General features: G+C 58.7%; 12 protein-coding genes. 3 read left to right on the forward strand and 9 right to left on the reverse strand.

Going from position 1 to position 17,107, the window contains the following annotated elements; translation table 11 throughout:
* Positions 1–25: 25 nt before the first annotated feature.
* Together CJ255_RS01145 and CJ255_RS01150 are read left to right on the forward strand one after the other, a co-directional pair.
* Entirely contained in the window at positions 26–2,869 is a 2,844-nt protein-coding gene (locus tag CJ255_RS01145; protein ID WP_097642256.1) for an ArnT family glycosyltransferase, read from the forward strand.
* A 115-nt stretch (positions 2,870–2,984) separates the two neighbouring features.
* The gene (locus CJ255_RS01150) at positions 2,985–3,266 is read left to right on the forward strand and encodes a 4a-hydroxytetrahydrobiopterin dehydratase (RefSeq protein WP_097642257.1); all 282 of its coding nucleotides are present in this window, start codon (positions 2,985–2,987) and stop codon (positions 3,264–3,266) included.
* Between the two features lie 420 nt (positions 3,267–3,686).
* Here CJ255_RS01150 and CJ255_RS01155 read toward each other — a convergent pair whose 3' ends face one another.
* The 9 genes from CJ255_RS01155 to CJ255_RS01195 form a co-directional block, all read right to left on the reverse strand.
* The gene (locus CJ255_RS01155) at positions 3,687–4,763 is read right to left on the reverse strand and encodes an NAD(P)/FAD-dependent oxidoreductase (protein ID WP_097642258.1); all 1,077 of its coding nucleotides are present in this window, start codon (positions 4,761–4,763) and stop codon (positions 3,687–3,689) included.
* A 27-nt stretch (positions 4,764–4,790) separates the two neighbouring features.
* On the reverse strand, positions 4,791–6,071 hold the full coding sequence (locus tag CJ255_RS01160; RefSeq protein ID WP_097642319.1) for a M16 family metallopeptidase: 1,281 nt from the start codon (positions 6,069–6,071) through the stop codon (positions 4,791–4,793).
* A gap of 176 nt (positions 6,072–6,247) precedes the next feature.
* Positions 6,248–7,753 carry a GAF domain-containing protein gene (locus CJ255_RS01165; RefSeq protein WP_097642259.1) on the reverse strand — a complete coding sequence of 502 codons (1,506 nt, stop codon included), beginning with the start codon at positions 7,751–7,753 and terminating at the stop codon, positions 6,248–6,250.
* Between the two features lie 103 nt (positions 7,754–7,856).
* Entirely contained in the window at positions 7,857–8,537 is a 681-nt protein-coding gene (jag, locus tag CJ255_RS01170) for an RNA-binding cell elongation regulator Jag/EloR (RefSeq protein WP_097642260.1), read from the reverse strand.
* A 7-nt stretch (positions 8,538–8,544) separates the two neighbouring features.
* Entirely contained in the window at positions 8,545–9,552 is a 1,008-nt protein-coding gene (locus CJ255_RS01175) for a YidC/Oxa1 family membrane protein insertase (protein ID WP_097642261.1), read from the reverse strand.
* A 74-nt stretch (positions 9,553–9,626) separates the two neighbouring features.
* Entirely contained in the window at positions 9,627–9,989 is a 363-nt protein-coding gene (rnpA, locus tag CJ255_RS01180; protein ID WP_097642262.1) for a ribonuclease P protein component, read from the reverse strand.
* A 6-nt stretch (positions 9,990–9,995) separates the two neighbouring features.
* Positions 9,996–10,172 carry a 50S ribosomal protein L34 gene (gene rpmH, locus CJ255_RS01185; RefSeq protein ID WP_097642263.1) on the reverse strand — a complete coding sequence of 59 codons (177 nt, stop codon included), beginning with the start codon at positions 10,170–10,172 and terminating at the stop codon, positions 9,996–9,998.
* A 133-nt stretch (positions 10,173–10,305) separates the two neighbouring features.
* Positions 10,306–12,021, reverse strand: coding sequence for a S1 RNA-binding domain-containing protein (locus CJ255_RS01190; protein ID WP_097642264.1), 1,716 nt, complete (start codon positions 12,019–12,021; stop codon positions 10,306–10,308).
* 70 nt (positions 12,022–12,091) lie between these two features.
* Positions 12,092–14,176, reverse strand: coding sequence for a putative cobaltochelatase (locus CJ255_RS01195; RefSeq protein WP_245863099.1), 2,085 nt, complete (start codon positions 14,174–14,176; stop codon positions 12,092–12,094).
* 1,188 nt (positions 14,177–15,364) lie between these two features.
* On the opposite strand from CJ255_RS01195, the gene CJ255_RS01200 reads away from it, so the two are divergent.
* Positions 15,365–17,032, forward strand: a complete 1,668-nt coding sequence (locus CJ255_RS01200) for an ABC transporter permease (RefSeq protein WP_097642265.1) — start codon at positions 15,365–15,367, stop codon at positions 17,030–17,032.
* Positions 17,033–17,107: the final 75 nt, after the last annotated feature.

The raw sequence follows: 17,107 nt of genomic DNA on the forward strand, positions 1-17,107 counted from the left end.
ACCACAAGCAATAATAAAGCCACATATGCAAGCCCTTATTTCCCATGCCCTTGCCCTTATAATGCTGACCCTGCTCACTCTGGTTGGCGGGGCGCTGTTGGCCCAACCAAGCCTTGAACTTCAGGCTGAACATCCGCGCATTGGCCAGTTCTTAGCCCGTTTCTACGCCCTTGAAACGCATGAACAAGCAACCTACCGCTGGTCGGCGGGTGAGGCGGCAATCTTCCTTCATGGCTTCGAGGGCCAGCCCGCGCTCGTGCGCTTGCGCCTTGCGGGGCCACGCGCCCCCGGTGATCCCTCAGCCTTGGTAGAACTCAGTACTGCCGGAGTACCACTGGCCCACCTACAAACCAGTGAGCATTGGCGCGACTTTTGGCTCATGGTGCCCACCCAGCCCTCTGGCGAGACCGCCTTGGTGCTGCGTAGTGCGCCCTTCCGTGCCCCTGGCGACCCGCGTGAGCTTGGGGTGGCACTCAGCAACTTCAGTGCCAGTGCTGTGCCAATGGGTAACGCACTGCCACAACCGATTCGCACCATCTATCTGGCGGCCATGCCGTTGCTCCTGTGGCTGTTATTGATCCGCTTGGGCGCCAATCCACGCTTGGCCTTGGGGGGCGGTAGCATCCTTGCGGGGCTGGTTGGCCTCGCAGTGGCTCTGCCAAGCAGCGCAGGCTACTGGCTGCCTACCTTGGGTTGGCCATGGTTTCCACTGCTGCCCCTCATGCTGCTGCTTGCTTGGCCCGCCCTCAAGGTTGCCCATCAGCGCGTTTGGGCATGGCTCAAGGCCCATCCATGGACTACTTGGCTTGGTGTTGGTCTAGCCCTCGCCGCACTCCTGCTGCTGCGCTTTGGGCTGCCTGCGCCCCTTGGTGTGAGCCTGCTTATTCTGGGGGTTTGGGCAGGTTTACCACACATCCCAAGGCAACAGCTCAATGCACTAGCGAGCCAGCCAAGCCAAGCCCTTCGCACGCCCCATTTTGCCCTTGGCCTCATGCTGATCTTCAGTATTGCCTTGGGTTTACGGCTCGTCAACCTAGACGCGCAACCAGCGGGCCTCTGGCGCGACGAGGCGCGTCATGGATTGCAAGCCCTGCAGATCTGGCATGATCCCACGTATCGCCCCATCTACGTTGTGGGCGGTGCCGATCTCCCGGCCCTGCTCTTCTACCTCATGGCTCCCATCGTAGGCTTCTTTGGCCCTGAGCTCTGGAGTGCCCGCCTCATCAGCGCCCTCGCCGGTGCCCTGACGCCCCTTGCGCTCGCGTGGGCCGCCACACCGCTGCTCGGACGGCGCAACGCCCTCATTGCCGCCGCCCTGCTCGCCTGGGCCTCCTGGAGCCTCAGTATGAGCCGCTGGGCCTTCCCTGCAACCCTCGACCACCTCTTTACCCTCACGGCCATCGGCCTGCTCTGGCGTGGGATGGGGGGAAGAACAGAGGAACAGAGGAGCAGAAGAGCAGAGGAACAGAAGAGCAGCAGAACAGAAGAACAGAAGAACAAAGGAACAAAGGAACAAAAGAACAGAGGAACAGCTATGTCCGACAGTTCTTCTGTTCTTCTGTTCTTCCGTTCTTCCGTTCTTCCGTTCTTCCGTTCTTCTGTTCTTCCGTTCTTCCGTTCTTCCGTTCTTCCGTTCTTCCGTTCTTCTGTTCTTCTGTTCTTCCGTTCTTCCGTTCCTCTGTTCCTTTGTTCTGCCGCCGCCGGCTGCTTAGGCGCCCTGGCGCTCTACACCTACCACACGGGGCGCGTAGCACCTTTGGTATTGGCGGCGGTGGTCTTGCTCCGCTTGGGCGTTGCGCGAGCGGCGTGGCAGCGGGCCTTGCCCGGTCTTGCGGTTGCGCTGCTGGTTGGACTGATCACCGTCAGCCCACTCGCCTTCTACCTACTCAATGATCTCGCTGGCTACAACCGGCGCGTTGGCAGCGTCTCGTTGCTCGATAGCCAGAGTATTGAGCAGCGCACCCCTGCGGCCTTGTTGCTCGCCAATCTTAGAGACTACGCCCTCGCCTACCACGTTGCTGGCGATAGCAACGGTCGTCACCATCTGCCCAACGCGCCGCTGCTCGATCCACTCGTGGGCTTAGGCTTGGCCTTTGGCCTCGGCTTGAGCCTCGCGGGGGGCTGGCGTCAACCTGCCCTCGCGCTGCCGCTGGCACTAGGAGGCATCTATATGCTCCCAGGCATCTTCAGTGGTGACGCGCCCCACGCCATGCGCTCATTGGGCACCCTCGCCCCCGCGTGCATGCTCGCGGCGGTAGGCTTCACGCAACTCTCCACCAACCTTATACCAATGAGCCTTGAACATGCCGCAGTATCAAGAACGCTAACGCCCATTGGGACGCAATGTTCGGCAATCGGCAATCGGCAATCTACAATCGTAAATGGTATTAGAGCCAAAGGTCTGCTTATGCTATTCATACTTGGTGCCAGTCTGAGCTTTAATGTTTGGCTCTATTTTGGTATCATGCGTTATGAGCCCCGTGTCTACCACGAGTTTGATCTCGTTACCACCAGCATGGGTCATGCCGCCCGTGCCCCTTGGCGCAGCAACGACGCCATGCTGCGTCAGGTGCGGGTCTACCTGCCGCAGAGCGCCCGTCTCAGCGAACCTGTACGCTACCTGGGGTGGGGCTTACCGGCACCTGGGATCTACGGCGATGGGCCCATTGCCAATGATGGGCCAGCCTTGATCATTCTCCCGGCTAGTGCCAACCTAGACGAACAGGCACGAGCCATCACCGCCCTTGGCCCCGACGCTCGCGCCCTTGGTCCCACCGCCTACTACCCCGGGAGCAACACCCCCATCACCCTGGCCTTCGGGCGTGGCGCAGCGGCAGAACGTCTGGTGGAAAGCCTTGCTAGGAAGTAGGTGAGGATGCGTGAGGCGAAGAGGCGAGGGTTTCGCGTCCTCGCGTCCTCGCGTCCTCGCGTCCTCACAAGCTGTAACGTCATTACGAACCATTACATAAGGAGCAAAACAGCCCATGAACAGACTCAGCCCGGACGAAATCACCCTTCACATGGAACAGATCCACGGATGGACGCGCCAAGGCGAAGCCTTGTGCAAGACCTACAAGCTCTCCGGCTTTCCCGCCGCCATCGCCTTTGTGACCCAGATCGGTTTTCTGGCCGAAGCAGCCGGGCACCACCCCGACATTGACATCCGCTACAACAAGGTCACGTTGACGCTCACCACCCATGATGCAGGTGGCTTGACCATGAAGGACTTTGCGTTGGCGGCGGCGGCGGATGAGGCGATGGGTTGAGGTTATATGAGGGTATAGAGATTTGAACCACAGAGGCACCGAGGACACAGAGTTGTTGATGGGAGAGGGTATATGAGGGTATAGAGATTTGAACCACAGAGGCACCGAGGACACAGAGTTGTTGATGGAGGCAGACCAATCATGGTAATCGCCTTCCCAAAAACCCTCTCTGTGCTCTCTGTGCCTCTGTGGTTCAAAAACCCCTGCACCATGGAACATGGAGGCGAACCAATCACGGCGGCAACCGCCTTCCCAAAAAACCTCTCTGTGCTCTCTGTGCCTCTGTGGTTCAAAAACCCCTGCACCATGGAGGCGAACCAATCACGGCGGCGACCGCCTTCCCAATAAAAACCCTCTCTGTGCTCTCTGTGCCTCTGTGGTTCAAAAACCTCTGTACCTCTCTCTCCCTCTCCCTCTCCCTCAGCACTCGACCAAAAAATCCCCAATGCGCCGGGCCGCAGCCCAGCCGCTGCTAATCGCCAAATGGGCGCGGCCCTGGCCCAACTCCATATCGCCTGCCACAAAGATACCGGCACGCCCTGCGCTGGCAGCCACACCACACGACGTATCGGCCAGGGCGTAGCGCCAGCGCTGAATATCAACCCAGAGTGGCGGTTCGAGATCGGTATCAACCAGCGCACAGATGTAGGTATGCACATCGGCCACTGGCGCAGGAATCAGCCCATCTTGGTCGTAGGTATCTTTTACCAGCGCCTCCCAATGGGTCTGGCTCCAAGCGGGAGCCATTTGGGCCAGCATCAGCCCGTGGCCCTCTGGGGTGCGCCCCGGCTTGGCATGCTCGCAGGCTAACCATGTGATTGGGTGCATACGGTCGGTATTCACTAGGGCATACCAAGGGGGCGTTGGGCTTTGCTTATAGGCCAGCGCCAGCGAAATGCATGGGCGGTAGCGGGCGGGTTGCAGCGCCGCCAACAACTCACTCCGCACTTCTGGATCAATCTCGCTGGCCGCAAGAATCGCCGCCGACTGAGGTGCCGGTGCGGTCAAGAGCACAACATCAAAGGGGCCAACCCGCTCACCGCTCGTATCCACCACCTCATAGCCTGCACCTACCGACATAAGGGCGGCAACGCTGCGCTCCAAGCTCACATTCAGCCCCTGGGCCATATGCTGCGCCAACGCATTATTGCCATTCGTCCAGACCCATTTAGGCTCGGTGTTCATCGCCGGATCGCCGGGCATGATCCGCCCCATGCCGTCAAACGTCCAGACCGGGGCAGTCAGTTCTTGGGCCGTCCCACTATCCTGCACAAGTGCCAAAAGGGGCGCACTGGGTGCCTTGATCAACTGGGCACCATGGTCAATACAGAAATCACCAACGCGACGAGTTGCCACCCGTCCACCCACACCACGGCTCTTTTCAAAGATCGCTACCGTATGACCAGCCTGCATCAATTCACGGCCTGCTGCCAACCCTGCCACACCAGCGCCCACGATGGCGATCGATTTGGTGTGTTTGTGTTGCGAATTCTGCATTGAGCTTCTACCCCTTCAATTCGTTAACTAGAGCAATGCCTCAGCGACGAGGACCTCAAGATCGCGGCTATCTTCATCATTATAGGGGCCAATCACGGCTACGTGGAGACTATCGTTGCGGATCAGGCGCTTGGCCACCCGACGCACATCCTCAGCCGTGACCGCCTCCACTTCAGCGACCACCTGCTCGACCGGCATCACATGGCCGTAACGCAGCAGATGGGCACCGTTGCGTGAAGCTACCGACCACGTATCTTCCAAGGAGAGCAGCAGCCCGCCTTTGACCTGTTCTTTGACCATCCCCAACTCATCGTCGGTGACCCCATAGTGTACCAATTCGCGCAACATCTCCAAGACGAGAGCGATGGCATCACGGAGCGCCTCCGGTTCAACGCTCCCATAGACAACCCACATCCCCGTATCAGAGAGTTCGTTATGGTACGAGCCAACGTGGTAGGCAAGGCCATGGTCTTCGCGGAGCAACTGGAAGAGCCGCGAGGACATCCCCCCACCGAGGATCGAATCGAGAACCTGAAGGGGGCGGCGGTCGGGATCGTTATAGGCCAAACCGGGCAGGCCAAAGCAGAAATTGCCCTGTTCGGTATCACGGCTCATCAGAGTCAAGCGTGGGCCGGAGACAGGCACAGGAACTGCTTGAGGCGCAGTGGGCAGACCATCGCTCATGGGCATAAACGCAGCCCCAACACATTCAGCTACACGCTCGGCGCGAATATTCCCAGCAACCGAGACTACCATATTGGAGCGATTGTAGTGGCGCTGCCAAAATTCAGCCAGATCGTTGCGACTAATCGCACTCACCGTCTCAACACTTCCGGCAATATCACGTCCAAGCGGTGTTTGGGCCCACATCGTCTGTTGCAGCAGATCGTGTACCCAATCGCCGGGGACATCCTGCAAACCGCGCAACTCTTCAATGATCACGCGGCGCTCCTTTTCCAGTTCGTGCAACTCAAAGAGCGGATGCAGCAGCATATCACCCAAGAGTTGGGCAGCGCGATCAAAATGAATCGTTGCGACCTTCGTGTAGTAGACCGTCGACTCATAGGCGGTCGAAGCATTGAGCAGGCCCCCCACCCCCTCAATCGTCTGTGAAATAGTACGGGCATTAGGATAGTGCTGCGAACCCTTAAAGAGCATATGTTCGATAAAATGGGCCGCACCGCTACACGCAGGCGCCTCATGGCGTGCCCCAGCGCCAATAAAACAGCCCAACGACACTGAATAGGTATGGGGCAGTTCCTCGACAATCAGCCGCAGGCCACCCGGTGCAATGAAGAACTCTGGCATAATGAGTAAAGATACCACAAAACTGGGGCACATCCAACATGTTGGCCCACTGTTTAGCTCCAATACCTTTCAAATAAGCTCGCGCAAAGCCGCAAAGGTTTGGCGCTCATATGCAAAAAACTCTGCGCCCTTGCGCCTTTGCGTCAAGAAACCGTCGTATTTGAAACGTATTGTGTTTAGCTCCGCGTACTCTGCATGCGCCAGAATTCAATCATCTGCTCAGCACGTTTCGCGCTACCCACAGGCGTCCGTTCAACCAACATATGGCGCTGCCCATTGTTGCGGGTTTGATGCACCATTGAGCGTTGAGCACCACGATTATTGGAGGGCAGGTCTTCGATAGTTAGCGTACCCTGGCGCTCGATCATCTGGCGCACTTCGGCGTAGGAGTGGCCCACAACTTCGCGGGGATGCAAGCCAACGATCTGTTTACAAAAGTAGGCATTCGCAGCCACCACGCGCTCATCGCTATCGAGCAGCAGAATCCCCTCATTGAGATGATCAAAAATTGCGCGTAAGGCATCGCGCGAACGGATCACCTGCTGGGTCCGCTGCTCAACCAGGCTCTCGAGCGAACGTGCCTGATGGACAAGGCGGGTCACAAGGTTAATATTGGCACAGGCTGCGGCAATGGCATGGGTAAAGACCGTCAGCAGCGACCAGACCGCAGCGGAGAAATTGCCCCCACTGGCATGCACCAGCGCATAAGAGCCAATCGTTACCCCGTGGTTAATCAGCGGCATGGCCACACATGTCACCTCGGGGGCAGGGCCAGTCGTCGCAATCCGCTGGCTCGCCCAAGCTAGGCGTGCCGCCCCAGAAGCCATAGTGACCATCTGCTCATCGGGGGCATGTTCGCCTTCGGGCAGTACGGGGTGCAACTCATCGCCATCATCGGCAAGGAAGAGCAGACCTGCTTGGGCCCCAAAGACGGCGATACTCTTCTCTTGCAGCATGGTCGCCAACTCAGTTGGCGTCCGTTCAGCCGTCAGGAACTGGCTCATAGCCAACAGGGCCATGGCTTGATTGCGTCGTTGGCGCTCACTCGCCTGATGGCGGGCCGCACTGAGGGCCACCCCCAACTGGGCCGCCACCCCTTCGAGCAGAATCAAATCGTGGCTACTAAAGGCATACGGCACCGCACGGTGAACCGTCAAGACCCCCAGTGTAGCCGACGACTGGCGCACCGGAATGACAATCACACTACCACTGCGATGGCGCTCACTAAACTCAAGCCAACGCCGATCGCGGGCCACATCGGAGAGGGCGACACTACTGCCGTGGCGCAAGGCCCAACCAGCCAGCCCCTTCTCGACCACCTCGACCGCAAGGCCCTGATCCATGGGCTGAACCGCACCATCAATAACCACCGTGGCCAACTCAATACTATCGTTTGAGCCCACCAAAATGATGCTAGCTCCAGCTACCACTAAGTGAACCGTTACCGCTCGCAGGGTATGTTCAACAATCGTAGCCGGATCAACCGACTCACGGAACTCAATCGCCAATTGGGTCAACAGCGACGTGCGCCGCAACTGGTCGTCCAACAGACTCTGTGCAGCGGTTGGCGGAGTTGCGTGGTGGGCGCGGAGTTGCTCATTCACCATCAGCAACTCGCGCACCAACTCAAGCAATTCGTCCGGTTGAAGTGTTTCTAAATTATCAGGAGGTTGGCTTGGCATAGCTCTTATCCATGTCACCCTTCACAGATGCAGTACTACGCTTAGTATAGCATGCACTGTCTGAACTGGGGCAACAAAAGAGCAAAGAGCGGCTATGCCAAAGCTACCGCGCCGGGTAGATCACAATCTTGCGGTTCTCGCCTTCGCCCGAACTCTCGGTATAGATCGATTGATCGCCACGTAGCGCCAAATGGACAATCCGGCGCTCGTAGGCTGCCATAGGTTCAAGCATGATTGGGCGGCCACTCTGACGCACACGCTCGGCCATGCGCAGGGCGAGACCTTCGAGCGACTCTTGGCGGCGCTGGCGGTAGTTGCCCACATCCACGACAACCTGCGGCCACTTTTGGACACGACGGCTCACCAGCAGGTTCAGCAAAAACTGGAGGGAACGCAGCGTCTCGCCACGACGCCCGATCAACAGCCCCATGGCCTCCTCGTCTGCGCCCTCCACATGGAGCGTGACCGTCTCTTCAATCTCACCCTTCTGGCCGGGCACACGTACCAGCACCGGAGTGACATAGGCATGGATATGCATCCGCTCCAACAGATCATCGAGCATTTGACGTGCAATCACTTGCACTTCACTCGATGGTTCAGGCACAACAACGCTCGGCTCATCGCCTTCTTCATCCACCACAGAAACACGCACGAGGGCTTCATCGCCCCCTTCACCTGGTTCCAAGACCGCAATGGCCACCTCATCGCGATCCTTACCCAGTTGGGCCAGCGCCAACTCAACGGCCTCAGCGACGGTGCGGGCACTGATCTCGATGCTCTTCATGGAAGCCTCACTTACGCTTACGCGAGCGGCGTGCATTGACGGGCTGACGATTCTGCGGACGGGTTCGGGTAGTTGAATGTTCACTCGGTTCAGTAGGTGCTGGTTTGGCAGCCTCAGTTTCAGGTGTGGAGCCATCCTTCGCAGCGGTCAAGGGGCTCATCACACTCCAGAAGTCGGCGCGTGGCGCAGCAGCGACAGCAGCACTACCGCCAGCATCGCCAGCAACAACTGCCGGAGTAAGGGCAGGGTTGAGCATCGTTTTGCCATCGGGCGGCAGAAACTTCAGATAGTTGGCCAGCGAACCCCAACCTGCTGTAAAGTACTGCTGCACAACCCCAATCACACTACTCGTCACCCAGTAGAGTACCGCACCCTGAGGGAAGGTAAAGGCAATATAGCCAAAGATCAGGGGCATAAACATCATCATCTGGGTCATCATCTTCTGCTGCGGATCCTGGACACGCGGCGTGGCCATGAGGGTCTGCAGAAACTGGAAGACAATCGAGAGCAGCGGCAAAATGACAAACACAAGGCCACTGTAGCCATCAGAGCCAAACGTCGCCTGACCGGCATCAATCACACCAAAGAGCTTGCGCTCGAAGAGTTCATGGATGATCGGGTCTTCAAGGCGTATTGCGGCACCCTCACTGAGGTATTGGCGGCCCGTCTCGCCACCAAAGAGGTGGTAGACCGCTTGGTAAACACCAAAGAAGATAGGCAACTGGAGCAACAAAGGCAGACAACCGCCTACCGGATTTACTTTATGTTCACGATAGAGCTTGAGCGTCTCTTCTTGAAGTTTTTGGGCATCTTTGCCATGCTTGCGCTGCAAATCTTTGATCAGGGGCTGCAACTCCTGCATCCGTCGGCTCGAACGAATCGAGCTGAGGGTCAACGGCAGGATGATCAAACGCGCAGCAATCGTAAAGAGAATGATGCCAAGAGCAACACTTCCAGTAACTGACGAAAACCAGATCAGTGCAAGTTCAAGAAAACCAACAAAACTAGACCACATACGGTCTCCTCAAGATGTACACGCCTACAGGCGTTCCGCAGTTGTGCCCCCATGCCGGTGGGGCGAGCCATCAATTAGCTTGGGGGTACAGGTATTTCCTGACCCCACAGGCCAGCACGACGCAAGAGTTGTTCGATACGCTGACGTAATGCATCAAAAGGCAGGGTGATAAGCTCGGGGCTACGCACCACAAAGACGAGATCGTAGCCCAAGTTGAGCGACGGGAGCGCGAGACGTACCGCCTCACGCAGGCGTCGCTTTGCGCGATTGCGCTGCACCGCAGTACCAAGCCGTTTGGTAACCACAAAGCCGCAGCGGATCCGGCGGCGGCGTCCGGTAAGCACTTGCAGCGTCAAGAGCGGCGTATGCAGACTGCGCCCCTCTTGCCGGACGCGCCGAAATTGCTCAGGCCGACGCAACCGATAGGCGCGTTTCATACAAGCCTAGCGATGGCCGCGACGGTTACCATGACGCCGCTCATCGCTTACCGTCAATTTATGGCGGCCCTTCATGCGGCGGCGGCGCAAAATTTCACGCCCGTCCTTCGTGGCCATCCGTGCAAGGAAGCCATGTTTGCGGCGGCGTGGAATACGCTTCGGCTGCCACGTTCGTTTTGGCATGATCGATCACTCCTTTGAAATTTTGGACAATGCATTATACGTGCCGCAGTGCGGCTATGTCAAATAAAACGTTTTGTTTCGTTGTGGCGGCGAAGCCGCCACAACGAAACAAAACGTGAAGATACAACTCTACTCACTCGTCCCGCCCGACCTGCTGGAGGGTACGGCGGATGACATCGCGCTGGCGTCGATCCTGACGCACCTCGTCGCCATCGCCCTCATCTTCATAGTCGGACTCTTCACCACGGCGATTGTTACGGCGCTCGCGGCGGCTGGTTGGGCCACCAAACTTGGTCAAGAGATCTTCGAGGGTGGCGTCACCCACAAACTCCTCTTCGACATCCTCGGTGCTATAGATCTCGGGTTGGGCCTGAACGCGATTGCGGTCACGCTCACGCCGTTCACGGCGCTCACGCTCACGGTCGCGGCCCGCCTTGGCCTCAGCGGCTGAAGCGAAGCGTTGCGTCGCGGGGGGGCTGGGGCGCGTTGCCACACCACTGTTTGCCGACGAGCGGCTAGGCGCAGCAGAGGCAAAATCCTCTTCCAACGAACCATGCTGCTCCTCATCGCTCTCGTCAACACGCATCGTCAAGCTAATGCGCTTGCTCTGCTGGTCAACCTCAAGCACCCGCACACTCACACGGTCGCCCACCTTCACCACATCCTCGACGCGGTTGACGCGGCTGCTAGAAAGGGCCGAAATATGGACAAGCCCATCACGGCCAACACCAATGTCTACAAAAGCACCGAAGGGTGCAATGCCACTTACCGTACCTTCGATCACACTACCCGGCTCAAGGCCCTGCATCTTCTGGGTGCGTTGGGCACGGCGTAGGCTCAGGCTAATCCGGGTGCCATCGGGGTCAACTTCAAGGATCTTAAACTGGAAGCGATCCCCCACTTTCACGGCATCTTCAGGCCGTTCAACGCGGCCTTCGGCCAACTCACTGACATGCACAAGGCCATCCTTGCCCACGCCAATATCAGCGAACGCTCCGAAGGGCGCATAGCCAGTAATCGTCCCATCAACCACATCGCCAACCTTAATGGAGGACAAGCGATCCTTATCCACTTCAGCGCGGCGGGGCTTGCCACGGCCACCCCGTTCACGCTCACCGCTACCAGTACGCATCGTTAAGCTAATGCGGCGTGCTTCAGGATCAATGCTCTTGATCCGCACGCGCACGCGATCATCAATCTGCACAATATCAGACGGCTTATCGATGCGCGTGTCGCTCATCTCTGAGATATGCACGAGGCCATCACGGCCAACGCCAACATCCACAAAGATACCATAGAGCGCAATGGACGTGACCCGCCCATCTAGCTCCATGCCGGCCTGGAGATCTTTCAGCTTGCGGGGCCGGGACTGCTCTTCGGCAACCGGCGTAAAACTTGCTCCAGCGGCTTCAGCCTCAACCTCGGCAGCCTCCGGCTCGGCGGCAGCGGCAACCTGCTCTGGCTCGGCGGCCTCCGGCTCGGCGGTAGCGGCAACATGCTCCGGCTCGGCGGTAGCGGCAACCTGCTCTGGCTCGGCGGCCTCCGGCTCGGCGGCAATGGCAACCTGCTCCGGCTCGGCGGCCTCCGGCTCGGCGGCAACGGCAACATGCTCCGGCTCGGCGGCAACGGCAACCTGCTCCGGCTCGGCGGCCTCCGGCTCGGCGGCAACGGCAACCTGCTCCGGTTCAGCGGCCTCCGGCTCAGGCGTAGGCTGGCCTACGGGCTCAGCCTCCGTCGTCGGCTGCGACGAGGCTTCCTCGGCCTGCGCCGCCGGAGCATCCGCTGCGTCGAGCAGCGGATCAAGCAGCTCGCCCTCGGCGGTTCCATCCCTACGTACCTGGTCGGTCATCTCCTACTTCCCTCCTGCGTATAATTGACAAAACGACACTCTATGCTCGGGCAGGGCGCGTGGTTAGCCCCTACTGCTGCATCTGGCGACGGACAGCCTGGACGAGGCCATCATCACTCAGATCTTCAAGCCGATAGTAAGCCCCCCGCAGATGCTCGGCTAAACGCCGTGAGAGGCCGCGCTCAAAACTAGGATGTTCGGTATCGATCACGATGGCGCGGATCGCACGGGTGGCGATCAGATCAGCGATCTGATACGCCTCCTGTTGGGGGGGCAGTTGGCTAATCGCAACGTTGGCCTGCCCATCGGTGAGTAGCACCATCAATGGGAGCACCTCTTCGTCTTGACGACGAGCCTTCTCGAGCAACTCGAAGGCGGTGAGCATCCCACGGGCTAGAGGTGTCTTGCCGCCGGTGGGCATGGTCTGGAGGCGCTTTTGGGCCAGTTCAACACTATTGGTTAGGGGCAACAAGACACGGGCGTAGTCACGTTGAAAACTCACGAGGCCAACGCGGTCGCGGCGTTGGTAGGCGTCGCGCAGCAGCGAAAGAACTGCGGCTTTCGTTGCTTGCATCCGCTCTTCGGCGGCCATGCTCCAACTCGCATCAACCACAAAACAGACGGCGTTACGGGTGCGGCGCACGCGCACCTTCTGGCGCATATCGCTGCGTTGAATGAGGACTTTCGGGCGACGGCGATGGGGCAAGGCAATCGTATGGGCCAGTTCGTGGCGGCGCTTGCGCTGATAGACAGCGGCTTCACGCAGGGTCGCATCAAGGGCCAGATCGGTAACCCGTTCAGCGCGGCGGCTACGGATGTAGCGTCCCTGCTTCCGGGTTGTGCGGGTACGGGTGCGCTTACCTGGTGAACGGCGCTGTTGGCGGTCGCTCTGAGCTTCAAGGCGGCGCGTACGAAACATCTGGTCGGCCTCAAACTGCTTACCACTCGCTTGGTTCTGGCTTGGAGGGCTACTGGTCTCGCTGCTTCCAGCGCTGCCAAGGGGCGTAACCTGACCACCACCGCCCTGCTCATCGCCCCCCTCGCCACTCTCCGTGGGTGTACTCAAATTAGCCTTTTTTTTTAGCTCATCGCCACTGGCTGGATGTTCAGCCGCTTTGCCATTACGCTCTAAGATCGCAGCGACGCGCTGTTCATCAAGGCGAATATCGGTAAAGGGCTGGCGGCGCATACGGTGGGGCAGGGCCAACTCAGCCGCAATGCGAATATCTTCCACCCCCAGACGGGTGCGCCCACTCCAAGCCGCATGGGTACGTGCGGTCTCAAGGATCGTGAGATCGGCGCGATGGCCATCCACACCCAACTCGATACAGAGGCTTGCTACCGCAGCCATATCGGAGCTATCCATGACCACAATCGGCAGCAGTTCCCGGGCAGCCGCAATTCGTCCGGCCAACTCCGCTTCAGCCTGTTGCCACTGCGCCATAAAGGTATGGGCATCGGCCTCATAGCTAAGCCGTCGTTCGATCACCGCGACCCGCGAGGGCACATCAAGCAGACCAGCGACCTCAACAGCAAGCCCAAAGCGGTCAAGCAACTGCGGGCGCAACTCACCCTCTTCAGGGTTCATCGTCCCCACAAGGATGAAACGGGCCGGATGGGAGATACTTACCCCCTCGCGTTCCACCGTATTGACGCCCATAGCGGCTGCGTCGAGCAACAGATCAACGAGGTGGTCATCAAGCAGATTGACCTCATCCACATAGAGCAAGCCGCGATTGACGTGGGCAAGCAGGCCAGGTTCAAAACGGCGCTGGCCCTCGGTAATCGCATGCTCCAGATCGAGCGCCCCGACCACGCGATCCTCGGAGGCCGAAACCGGCAACTCCACGAGGCGCGTCGGACGTTCGTAGGTAGGCAAGGCCCCCACTTCAACACTGCGACCCTGACATGCCACACACAAGCCAGCGGGGCGGTCGGGTTGACAGGAGTAGGGACAGCCCTCAACCACATGGATCGAGGGGAGCAGGTGCGCAAGACCGCGCACAGCGGTTGATTTGGCGGTGCCCTTCTCGCCACGAATAAGCACACCACCCACCCGCGAATTGATCGCATTGAGAATGAGGGCGCGCTTAAGCCGCTCTTGGCCAACGATAGCGGTGAAGGGATAGACTGGGCGCAAAACCGATGTTGTCACAACAATAAAAATCTTCCAGCTCAAAACGAGCCAGAAGTCCTAGCGGCAGTGCCGGAATCGTGTCTGTATCTGGATTTGACCAACAACGACCGCCTGCCCAACGTACACGCGCATAACAGCCTGTTTCCCAAGCAAATGAGAAAATGTTGCACTCACTAGCGGGGCTTATTGTCGCATAAAAGCGGGGAAGAGTCAAATCTGGTATCAGGGTTTTATCAGACAGTCAGGGGCGTGAGGATACGTGAGGCGAAGCAGCGAAGGCTTCACGTCATCGCATGCTTGCGCCTTCGTAAACGATAAGATGCCACCGAACCATACCATGCCCCCTACTATTCCGAAACGGCAAAAGCCGGGGGTAAAAACCCCCGGCTCTGCACTGAATCATGGTTTGCGAAGAGTTCCACGTGCGGACGATAACATCTCGGAACCGAACGTTCGACAGTGGTAACGGCTTACAACGCATGGCGTTGCGTACAAGCCTCCGACGTACGTACAGCACGAACTACTTACTTCCGACGTGCGTTTGCGATTTCCTCGCGCTTGAAAAGGAACCATTCCAAGGCAGTGTACACTCGGTCAAAGGCCTTGACCTTGACGCTCCAAGGGTCGGGCGGGCCCATCAGGTTACTGTTCTTGCCTACTTATCCCGTAATGGCAGACCCTTGGCCGCTCGGCCTGCGGGGGATAGCGTGTATCCCACCGGGCTAGCTGTTGCTGTCGGGTATGGCTCAACCCTGGCGTGGGCAACGTTGTTGTGCCCCTAACACCTTGAGCTTTGCCGCGAGAGGCAGCCCCGTCGCTCGTAGAGCATCCGGTCACTCTTCAGTGACCCAGCGCTTATCTGTCAGTCTCCCGGAGTGGCTCAGAAGGCCAACCCCTTTCCTCTGACGCACGCCAGTCCCCGAATGCACACCTTTTCTTTTACAACTGAGGAGAGACGCTTGCGTTGTGGCTGCGCGTATTCGGCTGTTCAGGTTCCCAGGATTCTCGTCGTTCCCTTGATGCTTCCTAAGTATGGTAGCATTGTTGGAGGGCAAAATCAAGAGTTTAATCGTCTCTTAACGATACTACAGCGAAGAATACAGCAACGAGAAAATAGAAAATAGGTTCGCGGCATCAGGATGCGCTGGTGGCTTTCAGCGTAGCCTATCCCCTCCTTTCTCCTTTCTCCTTTCTCCTTTCCTCAACATGCTTTGGCGCTGTCTAACATGGTTTGGTTGGTTCTTCCCAGTGGCCTTTCTGGGGCTGTTTTTTGTGTTGCCGCTTTGGGCGATTGTGCGCTTGAGTTTTGCCGATGGGTTGGGCGGGGCTTGGGCGGCTTTGCAGCAGGGCTACTATTGGCGGGTGCTTGGCTTTACCATCTGGCAGGCGCTGCTTTCGACGCTCTTGACGCTGCTGGTGGGCATGCCGGGGGCGTATGTCTTTGCGCGTTACCATTTTCCGGGTAAGAGCCTGTTGCGGGCTTTAGCCACGATTCCCTTTGTATTGCCCACGATTGTGGTTGCGGTGGCGTTTGGGGCGTTGCTGGGCCCGCGTGGTTTGTTGGGGCCGTTGTTGGCTGGATTGGGCCTGCCAACGTTCCAATTGGGCAGTGGGCTGGGGCTGGTGCTGGTGGCCCATGTCTTCTACAACTATACGATTGTGCTGCGGATGGTGGGTGGCTTTTGGCAGCACCTCGATCCGCGTATGGGCGAGGCGGCGATGATGCTGGGGGCGCGGCGCTATCAGGTGTTGCTGCGGATTACGTTGCCGCTCTTGTTGCCTGCGTTGGGCGCAGCGGCGCTGCTGATCTTTATCTTTACCTTTACGAGCTTTGGGGTGATTGTGATTCTCGGTGGGGCGCGCATGGCTACGCTGGAGGTTGAGATTTATCGTCAAACGGCGCAATTGCTGCGTTTGGATGTGGCCGCGACGCTGGCGCTCATCCAGGCGGTCTGTATGCTGTTGCTGAGTGTGGCCTATACGCGCGTGGCGGCGCGGGTCGCGGTGCCGCTCGAACTTCAGGCACGGAGTGTTGCGGCGCGACCAGTACGTAGCCTGGGGGCCAAGCTGCTGGTGGGGGCCAATAGTGCGCTGATCCTGCTGCTCTTGGGCTTGCCCCTCGCCGCATTGGTGTTGCGTTCGCTCCTTGCGCCCGCAGAGAGCCCTTGGCCCTTTACGTTGGCAGCCTATAGCGCCCTCAATGAGAATCGTACCGGCTCGGCTTTCTTTGTGCCGCCAACGGTGGCTCTGTTTAATTCATTACGCATTGCAGCCAGTACGACGCTGCTCGCGCTGCTGATTGGGTTGCCGACGGCCTACCTGTTAGCCCGTCGCCCGCGCAAACAGGTGCGGCTGGCCGCGCTGCTCGATGCGCTCTTTATGCTGCCCTTGGGTATCTCGGCGGTCACATTGGGTTTAGGCTATCTTGTGGCGCTCAACCAACTGGGCCTCACGCAGTGGCGCACGTCGCCGTGGCTTTTGCCGTTGCTGCATAGCCTCGTGGCGCTCCCCTTTGTGATCCGCTCGCTGCTACCAGTGCTACGGGCACGCTCACGTCACCAGCGTGAAGCCGCGCTTATGCTCGGCGCTACGCCGATCAGCGCCTGGCTGCGGGTCGAGTTGCCACAGATTGCCCCGGCATTGGCTACCGGGGCAGTCTTTGCTTTCACGGTTTCGCTGGGCGAATTTGGTGCCAGTCTCATGCTCGCACGGCCCGACCAACCCACCCTGCCGGTGATGATCTTCCGTTTTCTTGGTCAGCCGGGTGCGCTCAATTATGCACAAGCGTTAGCCATGAGTACCATCTTGATGCTCACCACGGCCAGCAGTTTTTTGCTGCTTGAACGGCTGCGTCCGCCGGGCGGGGAGTTTTAGAGCGATGCCGAGCATTTTACCACAGAGGCACCGAGGACACAGAGAAATTTGAAGAGATGCCGAGCATTTCACCAC

It is taken from the genome of Candidatus Viridilinea mediisalina (assembly GCF_002532535.1).
Taxonomy (GTDB): Bacteria; Chloroflexota; Chloroflexia; order Chloroflexales; family Chloroflexaceae; genus Viridilinea; species Viridilinea mediisalina.

Bases quoted from the DNA above. Each gene is read 5' to 3' on its own strand.
- CJ255_RS01145 (WP_097642256.1), top strand. From the start codon at position 26: ATGCAAGCCCTTATTTCCCATGCCCTTGCCCTTATAATGCTGACCCTG.
- CJ255_RS01150 (WP_097642257.1), top strand. From the start codon at position 2,985: ATGAACAGACTCAGCCCGGACGAAATCACCCTTCACATGGAACAGATC.
- CJ255_RS01155 (WP_097642258.1), bottom strand. From the start codon at position 4,763: ATGCAGAATTCGCAACACAAACACACCAAATCGATCGCCATCGTGGGC.
- CJ255_RS01160 (WP_097642319.1), bottom strand. From the start codon at position 6,071: ATGCCAGAGTTCTTCATTGCACCGGGTGGCCTGCGGCTGATTGTCGAG.
- CJ255_RS01165 (WP_097642259.1), bottom strand. From the start codon at position 7,753: ATGCCAAGCCAACCTCCTGATAATTTAGAAACACTTCAACCGGACGAA.
- jag (WP_097642260.1), bottom strand. From the start codon at position 8,537: ATGAAGAGCATCGAGATCAGTGCCCGCACCGTCGCTGAGGCCGTTGAG.
- CJ255_RS01175 (WP_097642261.1), bottom strand. From the start codon at position 9,552: ATGTGGTCTAGTTTTGTTGGTTTTCTTGAACTTGCACTGATCTGGTTT.
- rnpA (WP_097642262.1), bottom strand. From the start codon at position 9,989: ATGAAACGCGCCTATCGGTTGCGTCGGCCTGAGCAATTTCGGCGCGTC.
- rpmH (WP_097642263.1), bottom strand. From the start codon at position 10,172: ATGCCAAAACGAACGTGGCAGCCGAAGCGTATTCCACGCCGCCGCAAA.
- CJ255_RS01190 (WP_097642264.1), bottom strand. From the start codon at position 12,021: ATGACCGACCAGGTACGTAGGGATGGAACCGCCGAGGGCGAGCTGCTT.
- CJ255_RS01200 (WP_097642265.1), top strand. From the start codon at position 15,365: ATGCTTTGGCGCTGTCTAACATGGTTTGGTTGGTTCTTCCCAGTGGCC.